General features: G+C 66.2%; 17 protein-coding genes and 1 riboswitch. Of the genes, 6 read left to right on the forward strand and 11 right to left on the reverse strand.

All coding sequences use genetic code 11. The annotated features are described in order from the left end of the window. Positions 1 to 247 (reverse strand): hypothetical protein (locus AC1DEM_RS18040; RefSeq protein WP_476885672.1); only part of this gene is annotated, 247 nt, incomplete at its 3' end. Positions 248 to 550: 303 nt separating this feature from the next. Here AC1DEM_RS18040 and AC1DEM_RS18045 point away from each other — a divergent pair. Both AC1DEM_RS18045 and AC1DEM_RS18050 read left to right on the forward strand, forming a co-directional pair. Continuing rightward, on the forward strand, positions 551 to 679 hold the full coding sequence (locus tag AC1DEM_RS18045) for a hypothetical protein (RefSeq protein ID WP_476885673.1): 129 nt from the start codon (positions 551 to 553) through the stop codon (positions 677 to 679). Between the two features lie 12 nt (positions 680 to 691). Continuing rightward, positions 692 to 1,690 carry a dienelactone hydrolase family protein gene (locus AC1DEM_RS18050; RefSeq protein WP_476885674.1) on the forward strand — a complete coding sequence of 333 codons (999 nt, stop codon included), beginning with the start codon at positions 692 to 694 and terminating at the stop codon, positions 1,688 to 1,690. A gap of 44 nt (positions 1,691 to 1,734) precedes the next feature. On the opposite strand, the gene AC1DEM_RS18055 is transcribed toward AC1DEM_RS18050, so the two are convergent. Beyond that, positions 1,735 to 2,055 carry a hypothetical protein gene (locus AC1DEM_RS18055; RefSeq protein ID WP_476885675.1) on the reverse strand — a complete coding sequence of 107 codons (321 nt, stop codon included), beginning with the start codon at positions 2,053 to 2,055 and terminating at the stop codon, positions 1,735 to 1,737. Positions 2,056 to 2,378: 323 nt separating this feature from the next. Here AC1DEM_RS18055 and AC1DEM_RS18060 point away from each other — a divergent pair, with 323 nt between their 5' ends. Further along, positions 2,379 to 3,032 carry an aspartate/glutamate racemase family protein gene (locus AC1DEM_RS18060; RefSeq protein ID WP_476885676.1) on the forward strand — a complete coding sequence of 218 codons (654 nt, stop codon included), beginning with the start codon at positions 2,379 to 2,381 and terminating at the stop codon, positions 3,030 to 3,032. Positions 3,033 to 3,123: 91 nt separating this feature from the next. On the opposite strand, the gene AC1DEM_RS18065 is transcribed toward AC1DEM_RS18060, so the two are convergent. Then, complete coding sequence (locus tag AC1DEM_RS18065) at positions 3,124 to 4,194, reverse strand: glycoside hydrolase family 16 protein (RefSeq protein ID WP_476885677.1); 1,071 nt, start codon at positions 4,192 to 4,194, stop codon at positions 3,124 to 3,126. 351 nt (positions 4,195 to 4,545) lie between these two features. On the opposite strand from AC1DEM_RS18065, the gene AC1DEM_RS18070 reads away from it, so the two are divergent. Next, positions 4,546 to 5,277, forward strand: a complete 732-nt coding sequence (locus AC1DEM_RS18070; RefSeq protein WP_476885678.1) for a DNA alkylation repair protein — start codon at positions 4,546 to 4,548, stop codon at positions 5,275 to 5,277. A gap of 93 nt (positions 5,278 to 5,370) precedes the next feature. Here the strand turns inward: AC1DEM_RS18070 and AC1DEM_RS18075 are convergent, their stop codons facing one another. Continuing rightward, positions 5,371 to 6,585 carry a cation:proton antiporter gene (locus tag AC1DEM_RS18075; protein WP_476885679.1) on the reverse strand — a complete coding sequence of 405 codons (1,215 nt, stop codon included), beginning with the start codon at positions 6,583 to 6,585 and terminating at the stop codon, positions 5,371 to 5,373. Continuing rightward, on the reverse strand, positions 6,582 to 6,860 hold the full coding sequence (locus AC1DEM_RS18080) for a hypothetical protein (protein ID WP_476885680.1): 279 nt from the start codon (positions 6,858 to 6,860) through the stop codon (positions 6,582 to 6,584). The genes AC1DEM_RS18075 and AC1DEM_RS18080 overlap by 4 nt, the downstream gene beginning before the upstream one ends. A 181-nt stretch (positions 6,861 to 7,041) precedes the next feature. After that, positions 7,042 to 7,231: riboswitch (cyclic di-AMP (ydaO/yuaA leader) on the forward strand. An 8-nt stretch (positions 7,232 to 7,239) separates the two neighbouring features. Here AC1DEM_RS18080 and AC1DEM_RS18085 point away from each other — a divergent pair. Beyond that, the gene (locus AC1DEM_RS18085; RefSeq protein WP_476885681.1) at positions 7,240 to 7,953 is read left to right on the forward strand and encodes a hypothetical protein; all 714 of its coding nucleotides are present in this window, start codon (positions 7,240 to 7,242) and stop codon (positions 7,951 to 7,953) included. Positions 7,954 to 8,051: 98 nt separating this feature from the next. Here the strand turns inward: AC1DEM_RS18085 and AC1DEM_RS18090 are convergent, their stop codons facing one another. From AC1DEM_RS18090 to AC1DEM_RS18105, 4 genes are read right to left on the reverse strand one after another with little or no spacing between them, the layout of a single operon-like run. Then, positions 8,052 to 9,056: a sensor histidine kinase gene (locus AC1DEM_RS18090; RefSeq protein ID WP_476885682.1), complete on the reverse strand. Its 1,005-nt coding sequence runs from the start codon at positions 9,054 to 9,056 to the stop codon at positions 8,052 to 8,054. Continuing rightward, a complete protein-coding gene (locus tag AC1DEM_RS18095) occupies positions 9,049 to 9,726 on the reverse strand; it encodes a response regulator transcription factor (protein WP_476885683.1) in 678 nt (225 codons plus the stop codon). The genes AC1DEM_RS18090 and AC1DEM_RS18095 overlap by 8 nt, the downstream gene beginning before the upstream one ends. A gap of 5 nt (positions 9,727 to 9,731) precedes the next feature. Further along, positions 9,732 to 10,475 (reverse strand): DedA family protein, encoded by a 744-nt coding sequence (locus AC1DEM_RS18100; protein WP_476885684.1) that lies wholly within the window; start codon positions 10,473 to 10,475, stop codon positions 9,732 to 9,734. A 2-nt stretch (positions 10,476 to 10,477) separates the two neighbouring features. Next, positions 10,478 to 11,266: a phosphatase PAP2 family protein gene (locus AC1DEM_RS18105; protein WP_476885685.1), complete on the reverse strand. Its 789-nt coding sequence runs from the start codon at positions 11,264 to 11,266 to the stop codon at positions 10,478 to 10,480. A gap of 669 nt (positions 11,267 to 11,935) precedes the next feature. On the opposite strand from AC1DEM_RS18105, the gene AC1DEM_RS18110 reads away from it, so the two are divergent. After that, positions 11,936 to 12,646: a serine hydrolase gene (locus tag AC1DEM_RS18110; RefSeq protein WP_476885686.1), complete on the forward strand. Its 711-nt coding sequence runs from the start codon at positions 11,936 to 11,938 to the stop codon at positions 12,644 to 12,646. Positions 12,647 to 12,661: 15 nt separating this feature from the next. Here the strand turns inward: AC1DEM_RS18110 and AC1DEM_RS18115 are convergent, their stop codons facing one another. After that, a complete protein-coding gene (locus AC1DEM_RS18115; RefSeq protein ID WP_476885687.1) occupies positions 12,662 to 13,360 on the reverse strand; it encodes a hypothetical protein in 699 nt (232 codons plus the stop codon). A gap of 222 nt (positions 13,361 to 13,582) precedes the next feature. Then, entirely contained in the window at positions 13,583 to 16,738 is a 3,156-nt protein-coding gene (locus tag AC1DEM_RS18120; RefSeq protein WP_476885688.1) for an efflux RND transporter permease subunit, read from the reverse strand.

Genomic DNA, 16,738 nt, shown 5'->3' on the forward strand with positions numbered 1-16,738 from the left:
TTCCGGGTTCGGCCGTAACTCCCGGAACGCTGCCCAAGATAACGTCGAGCCGAAGGAGCATCAGCAAGGTGTCGATCGCAGACTTCAACTCGTCGAGCTGCCGGTACTGTTCGATGATTCCGGCTCGATCCTCGGCCTGACGAAAGTCCCGGAGCGTGCGGGCGCAGAACGCGAGCAGGTCCCGGAATTCATCGCCAGCCCGCCCTGCTACTGATGGAGCCACGTCGGGCCCCTGATTGCCGTCCATGATTCAAGTTTCCTGCGGAGGTCCGACATTTAACGGACAGCCAGAGGAGGGGGGGCGGACAGGCGGCGGCGGTGACTGACCCGGGCGGCGGTCTGTGGCCGTCGCATCAGCGGCGATACTGCTCTCTCGGGCACCGCCCGCCGCGACGGAGCTCAACCTCGCCGTGTGCTGCCGGGACCACGTCTGGCCCTGGTTGCCCTCCATGATTCAAGACTCCGCGCGACCTACGACATTTGGATCTACGCGGGCATGGGTGGACAACAAAGGCAGAGTTAGCTGGTCAAATTCCTCTGCCATCTCCAGATGAACCTGAGCCCACGCTGGGGCCAGCGGGCCAGCGAGCTGGCGCAGCGTCAGGTCGTCGTCGTCGTGGGGAAGTGGCCGCCGCGCCGCCGGGCGGTTCTCCCGGCAAGACTCTTGCTCGAAATCTGACTTCGGAGGAGGATGATCGGCACACTGGAGGAGGCCGTCGTGACGCAGCTTGGCAAGTTTGAAAAGTACCTGATCGAGGAATTTTTCGACGATTACCGTTCCGGCGCCATGAGCCAGCGCACGTTCACGCGCCGGGTGGCGTTCATCACGGGCAGCATGGCTTCGGCCTCGGCAGCGATGCTCCTGGTTAGCTGCGCGGCCGACGAGGTTCCCCGCAGCACGGACCCCATGCCGACGCCGGCACAATCCTCGCCGGGGACCGGCAGCGCGTCCGCGGGCGCCGTGCCAGGGGCCAAGAGCCCGCTGTCCGTCCCGGAGGGGGCGGCCGGACTCACCACGGCGACCGTGCAGTTCGCTGCGGGCGGCACCCACATCAGCGGCTATCTCGCCCGGCCCGAAAGTGGGACCGCCGGGCCGGCCGTGCTGATTTGCCACGAGAACCGCGGGCTGACGGCCCATATCCAGGATGTGGCCCGCCGCTACGCCAAGGCCGGGTACGCGGCGCTGGCCCTGGATCTGCTGAGCAGGGAAGGCGGCACCGCGGGCATGGACCCCGACGCGGTCCCGGGAGCTCTGACTCAGGCCGGGGCCCGGCGTCACGTCTCCGATTTCGCCGCCGGATTCGAGTATTTGAACACCCAAAAGTTCGTTGACAAGGGGCGGATCGCCATGAACGGCTTCTGCTTCGGCGGCGGTATCACGTGGCAGGCGGCGACTGCGATCCCTGGCCTTAAGGCGACCTCAGCGTTTTATGGACCCGCACCTGATCTGGACAAGCTCACGGCCATCAAGGCGGCTGTCTTTGGCGTTTACGCCGAACAGGACCAGCGGATCACCGGAGCCATGCCGACCCTCCGGGATGCCTTGGCCAAGACCGACGTCCGGCACGAGCTCAAGATCTATCCCGGCGTGGACCACGCCTTCCACAATGACACTGGGCCTCGCTACAACCAGGAGCAGGCCACCGCCGCGTGGAACGATACCCTCGCTTGGTTCGGCAAGTACGTGTGAGTGGCGTGGTCCCCCGGAACACGTCCCAGCCAGCGTGGGGCTGCTTACTCGCCCGAGGCAAACTCTGGCAGAACCCGGCCGCCCGCGTCCGGCGTCCCTTCGTGGGGGCCGCCCAACGCCTTTAACGCCAAGAGGTGTTCCATGAGGGCACGTTCTGGGTGGCCGGGATGTGCAGCAATCTGCTGGCGAAGCAACTCCCGGGCCCGGCGGTGTTCCGGAGCGGTGTCGTCCAGCACCGCGTCAATGATTCTGCTGGCCTGATGCTGGATGGCATCGGCAGATGCGGCTTGTTCCGCACCGGATACCAGGTCGTGCTGATCCCCTTCTTTGGGGCGTTCTGAAGTGGACGAGGGCTCCACCGACATGGCTATTCCTTCGATCATCGTCCCGGCTGAGTCCGGAACCGGCTTGCCGCCTTCCCCCCATCCCGGGCATGGTACCCGGACCCGAAGGCGGGCCACCGTGACAAACCATACAACGGCGCCGGGCCCGTCGACGCTAATTGAAGCGAAGTTTTCGTCAAGGTGATGCACAGGTTGCTGTGTCGCGTACCTCAAAAAGAGGCCGGCCACCGGCGGCACGGCATGAATCCACGGCATGTACTTGTGGTTGTCACCTGCCCGAAAAGACGTGGAAATACTGGCCGTGTAGCTTCGCACCAAGGAATCCGTTCGAAAGGTAGTACGCCATGCGTGTTGGATTGATCCGGGTGATGACGACGTCGGACCGACGCCTGCTCCACGCCCACGGGAAACTTCTGCAGGAAGCATTCGGATTTACCGTCACCTCCCGCTGTATTCCGGACCAGCCGTCCGGCGTCTACAACCAGGCGTCGCTCGATTCTGCAGCACCCAAGGTAGTCCAGCTGGCCCGGGAAATGGCCGGTGACGCCGACGCCCTGATTATCAGCTGCGCGTCCGACCCCGGGCTGGCCGGCGCCCGGGCTGCCGTGGACATCCCCGTCATCGGGGCAGGCTCCGCAGCCGCGGCCGCCGCACTGACCTTTGGTGGACGGATTGGGGTCCTTGGACTCGGCGCCCACGTACCGGGTCCGATCTCGGAAGCGCTAGGGGAGCGCATGCTGCTTATTGATGGGGAGGGGCGGGTCGAAACGCCCGACGCGTTCCTCATGCCTGCCGGGATCTTCGATGCCCTCGCCGCGGCGCACATGCTGGTTGACGCCGGCGCCGACGTGATCGTCCAGGCCAGCACCGGCCTGAGCAGCATCGGCATGGCGGACGTGCTCCGCCGTCGGCTCGGGGTTCCGGTCATCGACGCCGTGACGGCGGCCGGCTCCATGCTCGTCTCCGCGGTGGTGGCCCGGGAACTTCAGGAGGTTTGAGTCCCGCCGCCGGTGGCTGAGCGCCACCGGTCAACGACAAGACAGCCCCGCGCCCTGTTGGGCCGCGGGGCTGTGGGGTGCTGAGCCGGTCCTACTTGTAGACGCGGACCCAGTCGACCTGCATCTGCGAAGGTTTGGTGGCCGACCCGTCAGGGAACCAATCCAGCTGCAACGTCTGATGCATGCCCACGGAGGGCATGTGCGCGCGGTTCGTGTCGGAGAAGGTCTTCACGCCGTCGATGTAGCCCGTGATTCCGGTCGGAGTCCATTCCACGGCGTAGTTGTGCCACTGGGTTGTGTCGATCGTCTTGGCCGCCGTGGTTTGGAAGCTCGAGCCGCCGCAGGCGTAGTGCAGGAAGAATTTGATCTGCGTGGTGTTGGTGCTGCCCTCGGCGTAGTCGATCTCGGCGCAGTTGGGGGAGGTGTTGTTGTTGGGCCACAGGATCAACACGGGGTGGTACTTCGGGTCCCGGGCGCTGGTCCGCATGCGCGTCTCCCATTTGCCGTACTTCTGCTGTGCAAATTTTGCCGACATGCCGCCCGTAGTGCCGGCCGAGTTGCCGCTGACCGTGGCCACGCCATTGGCGACCGACCATGCCTGCGGGCTCCGCACACCCTTGCCGGCATGTCCGGTTCCCTTGAAGACGCTCCACTTGGTGGAGTCGGGGGCGCCGGCCTTGGAGAATTCGTCGCCTGCAACAACCGCACCCCAGCGCCGGGCGGTGGCGGCTTGCGACCCGCCGCCGGGCGCGGCGACGGCGGCCTTGGCCGCGGCGGGCGCGGCGGCCGGCGTCGAGCCCGTAGTGGCTGCCGCTTGTGCGGCGCCCGATGCTGGCGCGGCGCTGGGCGTGGAGGAAGGTGCGACGGCGGCTGCCGGTGCCGCTTCGACCCTGGGATCCGCCGTTGCAGCGGCGGTGCCGCCGACGGGTTTGGGTGCAGTGGGCTTCGCCGTCTTAGCCGCTGCGGCCGCTGCTGACGTGGAAGCCGCGGCAGGGCGCAGGGCCTGGGTGGCCGCTGCTGACGTGGAAGCCGCGGCAGGCCGCGGGGCCTGGGTGGCGCCGGAGGGTGCTGCCGCGCCGTCCGTGGGAGCGACGCTGCAACCGGTCAGGGTCAGTGCGCCCAAGCTCAACGCAATCGCTATTTTGTGGAACTGCGGTGTCATGAAGCGTGGTGGCTTCGACTCTGCGTGATTGAACTGTGCGTGATTGAACTGTGCGTGTTTGGACGGTGTTTTCTGGAACAACGGACCCCTCCGGGCTTTGTGGCGGGCGCTCACTACCGTCGCTGCCAGGGCGGCGAGTACGGGAAGCAACATCGGGCCCCTGCTGCCAGAGCATGGGCGAGCAGGCGCCGAACGGCGCAACCGGGCCCTGAGAAGGGGCGGTCCGGGGCCCTGCATTCGGGCCAGGCCTTCGCGGCCGGTGGCCTACGTTACCGGAACGTTACCTTGACCCGCAAACCTTCCGGGAAGGGTTCACGGCATTTTCCGGCGCCCAGGCGAAAGAATGGACGGGTGAGTGATGCTGGCAAATTCATCGACCTCTCGCTGCAGCGGGAAAGTTCCTGGCGCCGTGCGGACGGGCTGGCTTCGCGGCTGGAGATGGAGCCAGGAGGCAACGGCCTCCGGTTCTACGGCACGTCCATGGGTGCCGTGCGCGGGACCGTCCGGGACGCCGGCCGCCGCTATCCCGGGCTGTCACACGATGAAATCACTGCGCTGAGTTCCGAACTGTGGGGCTCGAAACCGGGGACAATGCCGGTTTTCGAGCGCAGGCAGGCCGCGGTGATCCTGCTACAGGCCAATGTGAAGCTGCTGACCAACTCCGACCTCACCCGGCTGGAGGGCTTCATCCGGGAGGCGCACGTGCGGGAGCTCGTGGATCCGCTCGCCGTCGACGTTGTCGGCCCGTTGGTGGGCGGGCTTGACCTTTTGGCCAGGGTGCGGGCTGACAGCGTGCTGGACCGGTGGATGCGCGAGCCCGATGCCTGGCTGCGCCGGGCCGCGCTGCTTTCGCCGCTGCAGGCTCTGCGCGCAGGTACGGGGGACTGGGACAGATTTGTCCGCCACGCCAATGCTGTGCTGGGCGAGCCTCAAGGGCCGTTCGACTCCCACGCCGACCTCCACGCCGACGCCGACCTCCACGCCGAGGGCGACGGCGCTGTGGTCCGGGATGCGGTTTCCCGCGTCCTGGCCGAGATGGCTAAGACAAGGCCGGAGCTGCAATTCACCGCCGCTGGAGAGTGACGACTCGAGTGCTGGCGCCAGCCCGGCCCGGCCCGGCCCGGCCCGGACCGTGTTCTGACTTGCGGACCTTCGGGCTTCCCGTCGTCCGGACTTTCAGACTTTCGGATCTCCCGGACCGCCGGGATCACCCGGTCCGACGGCGCTGCCGGCATCGCCGGATCTGCCGCCGGCATTTGCGGGCAGCGCGAATGTCCTCGCCGCCCGCGAGCCGGCGACGGCGCTCGCGGCTATGGTGACCAGCGCGCCGACCAGCAGGGCCGCAGCCTCGCCCGGGAGCAGGACCTGCAGCTGAGTGCCGATGCTCGCCGCCGCCACCGGCACGCCCAGTTGGGCCGCCGACAACACCCCGAGTGGCAACGGAAGCCCCAGGAACGCCAGGCCGGCGTGCGTCAGCAGGGTCCCGGCTCCGAGGGCCAGTCCGAGGGCAATCATCTCCGGATGCCCGGCAAGGTCTTTGAGTGTCAGTGACGCGCCCAGCCACACGAAGAACACCGGGCCAAGGAAGCCGTCACTGAGGGCGAACAGTTGCCGGGCCAGGCGCCTCGGTTCGCCGACGGCGGCCACCACCAGGCCGAATGAAAACCCTGCCAACATCACGGACACATTGCTCCACGTCGCGACTGCGGCCAAGGCGAAGAGGACGGCCAGTTGGCTCCTCAGCTCCAGGGCAAACTTGCGGCTTTCCGAGAGTCGGTGCATGCGCCCGTTGATTCCCCTGCGATCGAGCCAGCGCAGGACGAAGTAGAGCACCACCGCGCAGCCGGTCACTGCGAGCACGCCCAGTGCCGCGCGGCCTGCGTGGGGCGGGTCCACGAGGAGCGGCAACGCCACAATGCAGGCTAAGTCGGCGATGGCCACCTGCGCGGTCATGGCGATGACATGGGGTCCGCCGAGGCGCAGGGAATCGATGATCGGAAGGACCAAGGCGGCCGACGAGGACGCCAGCAGCACTGCGTAGAGGGGAGCATGTCCAGTTCCGAAGAGCAGGCCGATGCCGGTGGCGACCGCCACCGCTGCCGCTGCGGCCGCAATGGCCCGGCGGGAGCCATGGCCAAGGGCGGAGCGGATCTGCGGATCCCTCACGGGAACATGGGTTCCGGCCACAAACATCATCAGCGCGAATCCGATGTTGGCCAGCAGGGTAAACGTCGGGTCTGTGGGGTCCACGAGGGCCAGGCCTGAACGTCCGATCGCGATGCCGGCCAGCAGTTCGCCCAGCACCACCGGCAGCCGCCAGCGCACCGGCAGAGCCAGCAGGGGGCCAGCGAGGGCGACGACGGCAATCAGCGCCAGGGACAGGAATGTCACGGCTCGCCGCTGCTCTCCTGCGCCGGGCCTGACCGCCGCTCCACCACCGCGTAGGCCTTGCCGTCCAGGAAGGACCAGTCGTTGACAACCATGTACCCGAGCGCATCCACCCGATCATTGAGGACGTGCTCGTCGAAGCCGCCGTCGCGCGGTTCCGCGTCCCACGTCGTCACGCGGACGTCCTGGCCGTCCAGGATCAGCAGCTCGGTGTTGACGTCGAAATCTTCCTGGGGCTGAGTGCTCAGCTGGCAGATGGCGACACAGTGGCTGTTCATTTCGGGCCTCCGCTCAGGCGTGGTGCTGGTGGCATCATCCTACGTTCGGATGCGGCGCCGCCCCATGGGCAATTGCGGGACCGTACTGTGGCCGCCGTTACCTGAATGTGACATTTACATCCGGTTCGGGTTACGGTGGATAGGCGCCTGTTGTCTCCGATACGGGCGCTCCCCAGCCGATTGCCTAACTCTGCCGCGGCCCGGGGATAACTCGCATCAACTACCGGCAGAGACGGGGAAACCACATTTGGCCTGCTGATGACGCAGGTCTTGGGGTGAAGCCGCACAGTGCCCGCAGTGACGGGCCCGGGAGTGCGGCCGGGTGACTCCCATCCGAATCCGACAGCTCACCTCGCAGGCACTGGGAGAGGCTACACTCATGTCTTCAATCAATACTTTTGCGCGCCATGCCGCCGTCTTCGCCGCCGCATCCGGCCTGGTCCTCACCAGCGGAATGGCAGCCAACGCAGCTGCAGCACCTGCGCAGCGCGACTCCGCTCCGGCGTCCAAAGTGGACGTCAACGCGCTGGTCAGTGCGCCCGTCAACGCTGATTCAAGCGTCAAAATCAGCTTTGACCGCCCGGCGGTAGCTACCGTCGCAGCACCGGTGATCGAAAAGCCCGTTGCCGTGGCGACGGCTCCCGCCGCAGCCCCCGCCGCAGCCCACGCCGTTGCCCCTGCTGCAGCGCCTGCAGCAGCACCGGCCGCAGCACCCAAGGCAACCATCAAGGTGCAGTCCGCTCCGGCCGCAGGGCATGCCGCGGCGCCGGCTGCCGGCGGACGCAACGCCATCATGCTCTCGGCCGCCTACAGCCAGGTGGGCATCACCCAGGACTGCACCGCCATGGTGGAAAAGGCCCTTGGCGCCGCGGGCAAGCCCGTCGGTGACATCGGTCCCCGGGCCTTCCTTGGCCTCGGAACCGTCGTTTCGACCCCGAAGCCCGGCGACATGGTGGTCCAGTCCGGTCACGTTGGCATCTACGCCGGCAACGGCCAGGTGGTCAGTGGCGGGATGAACGGGAAGAACCAGACGATGGTCCACCCGCTGTCCTGGCTGACCGCGACCGGCGGCGTGACCTTCGTCCGCGCCTAAGCCGCACGGCCCCTTCCAGGGCTATACAGTCCGGAAAGACCGGCGATCGATTCCCTTGGGGGCAAATCGATCGCCGGTCTTTTCTGTGCATATGGTTCTCAGGGATTCACGCGCCCGGCCAACGGAAGCGTCAATTTCATGACCGTGCCCTCGGCACCCGTCGCGGCCACCTCGACGGTCCCCCCGGCAGCGACGGCGATCTCCCGGACCAAGGCCAGGCCGATCCCAAAGCTCCGCTGTCCCTGTGAACCGTCAGTGCTGGCGGTCCGCACGAAGCGGTCAAAGATTCGGGCCTGATCGACGCCGGTGATGCCGGTCCCGGTGTCCGCCACCGTGATGACGGCGCGGCTCTGCTCGATCGACGTCGTGATGGACACGCGGCCGCCCTCAGGGGTGTGGGCAAGGGCGTTGTCCGCCAGGGCCAGTACGGCACGGCGCAGTGCATTCTTCTCGATCCGGGCCAGCGGCCGGGCATCGGCCACGAAATCCAGGCGCACTCTGCGCTGGTCCGCGACCTGCTGGAGGCTCCCTGCGACGCTGGCGGCGGCGTCGGCAAGGTCGGCAGGCGGTGCGGAGCGGTCCGGGGCTTCCGTGGTTGCTGCGAGGAGGAGTTCGTTGACAATCCCGGTCAGCGTTGCTGCGTCCTCTCGGATCCTGGCAAGGTCTTGGCCTTGCCTGGAGCCGGGCACGGTGTTGCGCTGGGCAAGCTGGATCCTGGTGTCCAGGATGGTTAAGGGTGTGCGCAATTCGTGGCTCGCATCCTGGACGAAGCGCCGTTGCCTGGCCAGGGCATCACCGAGGGGGCGGATGGCGCTGCGCGCGCTGAGCCACCCGACGATGCCGGCCAGCAAGATTCCCGCCACCCCGGCGATGACCATGGCTTCGAGCACATCTTTGGAATCCAAGTATGCGTAGGCCATCCCGGCCGCCGCAGAGCCTGGCACTTCGGGATGGGCCAGTTGATTCAGGAGGTAAAGCGCCGTGGCGGCGAGCAGCCCGATGACCATGACCGCGCACGCGCCGCTGATCCGCAACGCGACCTTGAGCGAGGCCTTGCGCAGGATGGAGTAGTCCGGATTTCCGCCGGTTCCGCCGTTACTCATCAGCCTCGCCGATCTGGTAGCCGAGGCCGTGCACCGTGCGGATGACGGCCTTGGAGATCTTCCGGCGCAGGTGGTGAACATACGTATCGATCACGCCGGGCTGATCCGAGGCGTGGAAGTACGCCGTGAGGAGTTCGTCCCGGGTGAAGACGCGGTCCGGTTCTGCGGCCAGGGCTGCGAGTAGTTGGCCTTCTTTCGCCGTCAGCGACACCGTCTGCCCGTAGACGGAGCGGACTGTGCGCTGCGTCGGATCCAGTTCCCAGTTCCCGATCATCACCCGTGCCGGGGCCGGAGAAGTGAAGGTGCGCGTCAGTGCGCGCAGGCGTGCTGCCAGTTCGCCGGCGTCGAACGGCTTGGTCACGTAATCGTTGGCGCCGGCGTCCAGGCCCCTGACCTTTTCGTCGGCATCGCCCAGCGCGGTCAGGATCAGGATGGGAGTGACAATGCCCTTCGACCGCAGCGCCGCGATCAGGGCGATGCCGTCCATTACCGGCAGCCCGCGGTCGATCACCATGACGTCCCATGTCCCGGTGAGCCCGTGGTGGAGGCCATCACGGCCGTTGGTGACCAGCTGGATCCGGTAATCCGGGTCCAGGAGCTCGGCGATGAGCGGTCCCAGGACGGCGTCGTCCTCGACGAGCAGCAGGGACGGGCGGTCAGCGATAGTCATGTCAGCTATTCTTTCGCGGCCATTTCCTCAGTCCGCAGTCCATCCTCGGATTCCTGCGCCGTGTCGCCGGCGGCTGTGCCCGTGGTGACGTCGGAGACCCGACTGTTGCGGCGGCGCTTGAGTAACTGCACGGCCGCCGGCAAGACGGAGACCAGAACCATGGCCACCGCAATGACGTCGATATTCTTGGCGATGATCTCAAAATGTCCCAACCAGGTGCCAAGCAACGTCACGGAGCTGGCCCAAGCCACCGCGCCGATGACGTTCCAGAGGGTGAAGTACTTGTACTCGTAGCGCGCAATCCCAGCGGTGAGAGGCGCGAACGTCCTGACCATGGGGACGAAGCGGGCCAGCACGATTGCCGCCCCGCCGTGGCGGCGGAAGAAGTCCTCTGTGGTGGTCAGGTGCGCTGTCTTCAGGATCCTGGCGTCATCCTTGAACCACCGCCTGCCAAATTTCCGTCCCAGCAAGTAGCCGACCTGGTCACCGGCGACGGCGGCCGCGGTGACGACGCCGATCAGCACTGGCAGCGTCAGTTGTAGCTGCTGGTGCAGAAGGCCTGCGGTGAACAACAGCGAGTCACCGGGGAGGAAGGGAAAGAGCACGCCCGATTCGATGAAGACCATGAGTGCGATGACGCCCAAAGCGGCCGGACCCAGCCCGGCGAGCAGGCTTGCCGGGTCCAGCAGTGACGGTGTACCGGCGGCGTCGGCGGCCGGTAATAAGGAATAGACGTCCAAGGCGTGCATTCTCATTTCCTCTCAGGGTCAGGGGAGGGGATGGCAGACGGGCCACGGAGCCGCTCCGCCACCCTGGGTATGACAACGTTCCAGAGTCCCGTCAGCAGGACCACTGCGGCGCTCGCGGCCAGGAATGAAGCTGCGACATCGGTGGGGTAGTGGACGCCGATATACAACCGCGACCAGGCGACGACCAGTGCCATCGCCGCCGCCCCCACGGCGGTGACCTTGGCCCAGCGGGTTCCACGGGCCAGGAAGTACAGTGCGAAACCGACCGCCACCGCACAGGCCACATGGCCGCTCGGGAAACTGTCGGAGCCGTTTTCCGGAGCCAGGGGATCGAAGAGCAGGGCGGGGTTGGGCCGCTGGCGGGCAATGATGATCTTGAAGATTTCGCTGGCCACCCAACCGGAAGTTGCCACCAGGCCAAAAGCTACCGCCTTGAGGAGGCCGCCGCGGAACAGCCAGATGTAGAGGGCAGCGGCTCCAATCAGCGCGAGACCTGCCACCGGGCCAAAGATCACATTCAGGGCCATCGCGACGGCGGTCAGGGCGGCGAGGTGATGGTGGCTGAGGTCCTGGTCCACGCCGAGCTCGGTGGCGCTGAAGCCCGGGGTCAGCTGCGCGGCCAGGCCCAGTGCGACGACGGCGGCGGAGAGCAGGACACCCAGCAACAACCAGTGGCGGATCTGGGGGAGGGACCACAGGCGCGGCCCCGCGGCAGGACGGCCGGCGTCGGGACGGCCGCTGTCGGGACGGCGCTGCGCCATATCGCGGCTTGGTGCTGCATCGCGATTCACTGCTTCGCGTCTAACAGGGACGGGTCCAGTCATGGGTTCCTCCGGCTCGGGGCAAGGGGCGCCCGGTGAGGCACCACCTCCCACTCTCCCGCCCGGCGATTAAGAAACGCTTAAGAAGCGCAGCGGAATGTCGGCGAGATCCGCCCCGGCGTTGCGTCGCTGACTGGGGCGGAATAGGGGGCCCTGCCCTTGCGCGGGCAGCCGCCAGCGGGAAGAATGCTGGGAGTCCATGGCCCCACCGCGGTCAGTTACTTTCGGGGGAAGAACAAATGCCTGCGAACCATTTCAAGCAAATGCCCGGGGCCGGTCTGGATGTCTGAGCCCACGCCGCGCCACTACCGCTACGGCGCGCACCGGGCTGGAGGCGGATCCCACTCCGGCGCGCGGCCCCTCACCAGGCGTGCGGGATGGATCCGGCCGCAGCATCTGACCGCGGGCGCCGTCGCACTCGCCCTTGTAACCGCCGGTGGCGTCTACGCAGGCGTCCAGGCAGGGTTACCGGATCCGCCGGCCGCTGCTGCAACCGCTGTCGCCACCTCGACTGGGACCGCGGTCGCGCCCGCGCCAGTTACCGTCGCCAGCCGCACAGCTCCGGGAGCTGTGCCGCCGGCCACCGCCGCCGCCAGCCGGACAGCTCCCGCATCTGCCCCGACAGCTAAAGCCCCCGCCGTGCCCGCTGCCCCGGTCCGGGCCATCGGCCCCGGACTGGACGGCCAGATCAACGACATTATCGAGGACAACAGCGCTTACGCGGTGGGGGTGTCGCTGATCGATCTTTCGGACGGTGTGGTCCACGGCTACGGAGTCCAAGGCAATTTTGTGGCCGCCAGTACGGCCAAGATCCTTGCCGCGTCGGCGTATTACCACCTCGTGGAGACCGGCCGCGCCTCGCTGACTGCCCGGATGGGGGCCTCGACGGCCGGGGCCCAGATCCGCCAGATGGTCCAGCAAAGCAACAACGACTCGTGGGCGCTGATCCTCTCGGCGGTCGGCTATGGGCGCATTGCCGACTACGCCGCCTCGATCGGGATCACCTATGACTGCACGGTGAACCTGCTGGCCCCGGCAGAAATGGCCCGGACCCTCCAGCTGCTCTACACGGGACGGTTGCTCAATGCCGGCCACACCGCCCAGCTGCTGTCCTACATGCAGAACACCAATTTCGAGACGCTGATCCCTCCTGCGGTTCCACCGGGCGTCGGGGTCTTCCATAAGTACGGGCTGCTGTCCGGATACCTGCACGATGCCAGCATCCTGGTCAAGGACGGCCGGGCCTTCGTGTTCGTTGTGTACACCCGTGGCCTGAACTATTCGGACACGGGTCCCCGGACCCGGATCATTCAACAGCTCACCCGGACCGTGACCGCCGCCCTGTTCTGAGAGTACCGGTGGTTTTCAGGACCCGGCGCAGGACCTTTCGGTGGCCCTTTCGGTGGTGCCGTAGACGTCAGGGCTGACTTTATAGCCGTGGCGGTCCTGCGCCAACGCGCGCTTGTTGACGGCGGCCAAGGCGGCCGCATCCAGCGTCGTGGTGGAGTGGAGGTCCAGGAATTCCTGGCTGTCCCCACCGGAGGCCGTTACTTTGAAACTCCCCTCTCCGGCGCGGTAGTACTTCTGCTGATGGCCGGACGACGCCCCCTCGAGGGGGTTGAACTCGTCGACCTTCAGAATTTTGGCTTTCATGCTGACCACCTGGCCGCAGTCCAGGAAATCAATCGATGGTGCTGACCCCTCTGTATAGGGACCAAATTTTCTCGTGGGGTGCGCCGGCATGGCAATGCCGGCCCGCGCATTGTCTACTCCGGCGATGAACGTGCTGGGGGCGCCGGCAAATTTTCCGGATTCAAGCTCCTCCGGGTACTCGCCCAATAGCCAGACCGTCCCCTTCCTGGTCTGGGCAAAGAAGGCCAGTTCGGATTCTTCGAGGACGCCGTCGGAGTAGTCACGGTCCCACAGGACAACCGTGCGAACTCCATCCACCACCTTTGTCAGGTCCGTCACGATTGACACCACACGGTGCGTGTGGACCTCCGGCGGACTCGTGGTGAGGTCGGTGACCCTGCCAATGAAGTCGGATCGGGTTCCCGGATTCATGGGAAGCCAGATGTTATCAACCTTCGGCTCGTCCGGGAAAAAACCCGCCCTTAAGTCAGGGAGCGTGCCTGGGCCGCAGTCGGTCGCGGCGCCGGTGCTGGACTGGGCGGCCCCGACTGTGAAGAGTGACAGCGGCAACGCCAGAAGGCAACTGACTATGGCCATGCTTTTGCGGAGCATCGGATTTCCTTTGAGGCGTTACGGCGCTGTCTCTGTCCGCGGTCAGGCCGTGACCGGCCCGGCGGCAGCCTGTTCCCGCTCGCGTGTCTTCCTGGATTTGGCGAACCGGAGGTAGAGCGAGGGCACGATAAACAGATTGAGCAGGGTGGAGGTGATCAGGCCGCCCAGAATCACGACGGCCATGGGGTGTTCGATTTCGTGGCCGGGGATGTTGCCCATGACAACCAGGGGCACCAGGGCCAGCCCGGTGGCCAGAGTGGTCATGAGAATCGGCGACAACCGCTCGGCGGCCCCGCGCAGTACCAGCTCGCGGCCGAAGGTCTCGCCTTCATAGGTTTCCAGGTGCTGGCAGTGGTTGATGAGCAGGATGCCGTTGCGGGCGGCGATGCCCATCACCGTGAGGAAGCCAACGAGGGACCCAAGGGACAGGACTCCGCCGGTTATGTAGGCGGCAATGACCCCGCCGACCAGGGCCACCGGCAGCGTGAGCAGCGACAGGACTGCCAGCCGCCAGCTCCGGAAGGACGCCTGCAGCAGCAGAAGGATCAGGGCAAGTGCCGCCGTGGAGTAGATCATCAGGCGGTTCGTTGCCGCCTCGCGTTCGGTGTATTCGCCGAGCAGCTGCACGCTGTAGCCGGCCGGGAGATCCAGGCTGGCCAGGCGCGACTTCAGTTCGTTGGCCACCTTTCCCAAGTCCGCTCCCCGGGCCAGGAAGGATCCCACCTCCACGCGGCGGGATCCGTTAGTGCGGTCGATCTGGTTCGGCGTCGCCTGCAGGCTCACGTCGGCGACGTCGGCAAGCCGGACCCGCGTTCCACTTGGCGTATCGATGGGCAGGTCCTCGATGCTGGTGACGGACGAGCGGGTGGCCGGCGTGCTCCATACCTGGACGTCGTAGGCCCGGCCGTCCCGGAAGACGTCGCCGACTTCCTCGCCGGCTACGAGTGTCGCGGCCGCGCGCCGGACGTCCCCTGGTTTGAGTCCGTACTTCTGAGCCGCGGCCAGGTTAACCGTGACGGCGATCTGGGGGACTTCCACCTCCAGGGAGACATGCGGGTCCTCGGTGCCCTCAATCGAGTCCATGACGGCCTTGACCCGTTGCGCCTGTTCCCGGAGCGTCTTGAGATCGTCTCCGTAAACCCGGACCAGGATCGGCTCGCTGGCGCCGGTGATGACCTCTTCAATCCGCTCCTTCAGATAGGTCTGGACGTCACGGTGCAGCCCGGGGTAGCCGTTGACCACTTCCTCCACCGCGGCCACCGTCTTGTCGTAGTCGGCGTGGCGGTCGATGCTGATCCAGTGTTCGCCGGCGTTGACACCGACGATCTCGTCCGCGGCGAATGCCTGCCCGATGTGCGTGCCACAGTTCAGGACACCGGGGACCTTGAGAAATTCCTCGCAGCCGCGCTGGGAGATCCTGAACTCTTCCGCGGCAGAGGTTCCCGGTTCCGAGATCCAGTGCATCAGGAAGTCCCTTTCCTTGAACGTGGGGAACAGGGACGAGCCCATCAGCGGAGCGAGGACCAGGCCCACTACCGCCAGCACGCCAAAGCCTGCGTAGCCGATCCGGGGCCGGTTCATGGTCTTGGACAGGGCAGTGTGATAGCCGCGTTTGAGCACACGGACCAGCGGCGCGTCGCGTTCTTCCAGTTTGGCGTTGCCCAGCAAAATCAGGGCAAGGGCCGGCGTCACTGTCAGCGCCACAAGCATGGAGGCAAGGACAGCAAGGGTGTAGGAGACGGCCAGCGGCCGGAAGAAGACCCCGGTCAGCCCGTCCAGGAAGAAGATCGGTACGGCTGCGACCACAATGATCAGGGTCGCGTAGACGATCGGGCTACGCATTTCCAGCGAGGCTTTCAAAACCACCGATGCCGCAGATTCGTCACTGCCAGAGCCCTTAGCGGCCCCGGCACGCCGCTGCCGGAGCCGGCGCATGATGTTCTCGACGTCGATGATCGCGTCATCCACCACGACTCCCACGGCGATGACCAGACCCGCAAGCACCATCGTGTTGATTGCACTGGAGGTGAAATAGAGCACGAGTGCGGCTGTGAGCAGGGACAAAGGAATCGCGACGATGCTGATCAGGGCCGTGCGCCACTGGAACAGGAACGCGACGAGGATCATGACCACGAGCAGGCAGCCCAGCAGCAGCGCAATACTGAGGTTGGAGATCGCCTCCTCAACGAAGCTGGCGGGCCGGAAGATCGTGGTGTCGAAGTTGATGCCGCTCAGGCCCGGCTGCATCTCGCGGAGGGCCTCCTCTACCCCCTTGGTCACGTCCAGTGTGTTGCCCCACGGCAACTTCTCGACGATCAGCATGAGCCCGTGCCCGTTGTTGATCACCGCATCACCAATCAGCGGCTGGTGGTCCTCGACAACCTGGGCCACATCGCCCAGATGCAGCGCCACCCCGTCCTTTTCCCGAATGGTTACCTGGGCCAGATCAGCGGGAGTCTGGATCGGCTGGACGTGGCGGATCCCCATTCTCTGGGTCGGGCTGTCAATGAACCCACCGGTTCCGATGAACCGTCCGGGGGAGTATTTCAGCAGCCCGGCGTCGAGGGCGCCGGCGGTGACTTCCATGACCTGGTTGAGAGAGACGTTCTGGGCCTTGAGCTTGTCAGGTTCCACTTGGACCTGAAGCATCTGGAGCCGCTCGCCCCAGATGGCTACATTTGCCACCCCGGGGACCCGCAGCAGCCGGGCCCGGATGGTCCAGTAGGACAGCATGGACATTTCGATGAGCGAATGTTCCGAGGACGTCATGCCGATCTTCATCACGCGGCTGGTCGCAGACAGCGGCTGGAGCATCACCGGCGGGGCCGCCCAAGTGGGCAGCGCCGCAGTCACCGCAGCCATCCGTTCCGATACGAGCTGACGGGCGTTGAGCAGGTCAGTGCCCTGATGGAAGAGCAGCACGATCGAGGAGAGCTGGGGTACGGACTTGGACCGGATCTCGTCCAGGCCCGGCATGCCGCTCACGGCGGCCTCGATCGGCACACTGACGAGCTCTTCGACTTCCTGGGCGGTCAACCCCAGGCACGCTGTCTGGATTTCCACCCGTGGCGGGGCGAATTCCGGGAAGACATCCACGGACGCGGAACTCAACTGCAGGGAACCGAGAAGCATCACGGCGCACGCGAGGGTGACAACAACCGTCTTGAAACGGAGGCTGATCCCGATGAGCCAGCGCAT

The organism is Arthrobacter sp. 05T420 (assembly GCF_056396305.1).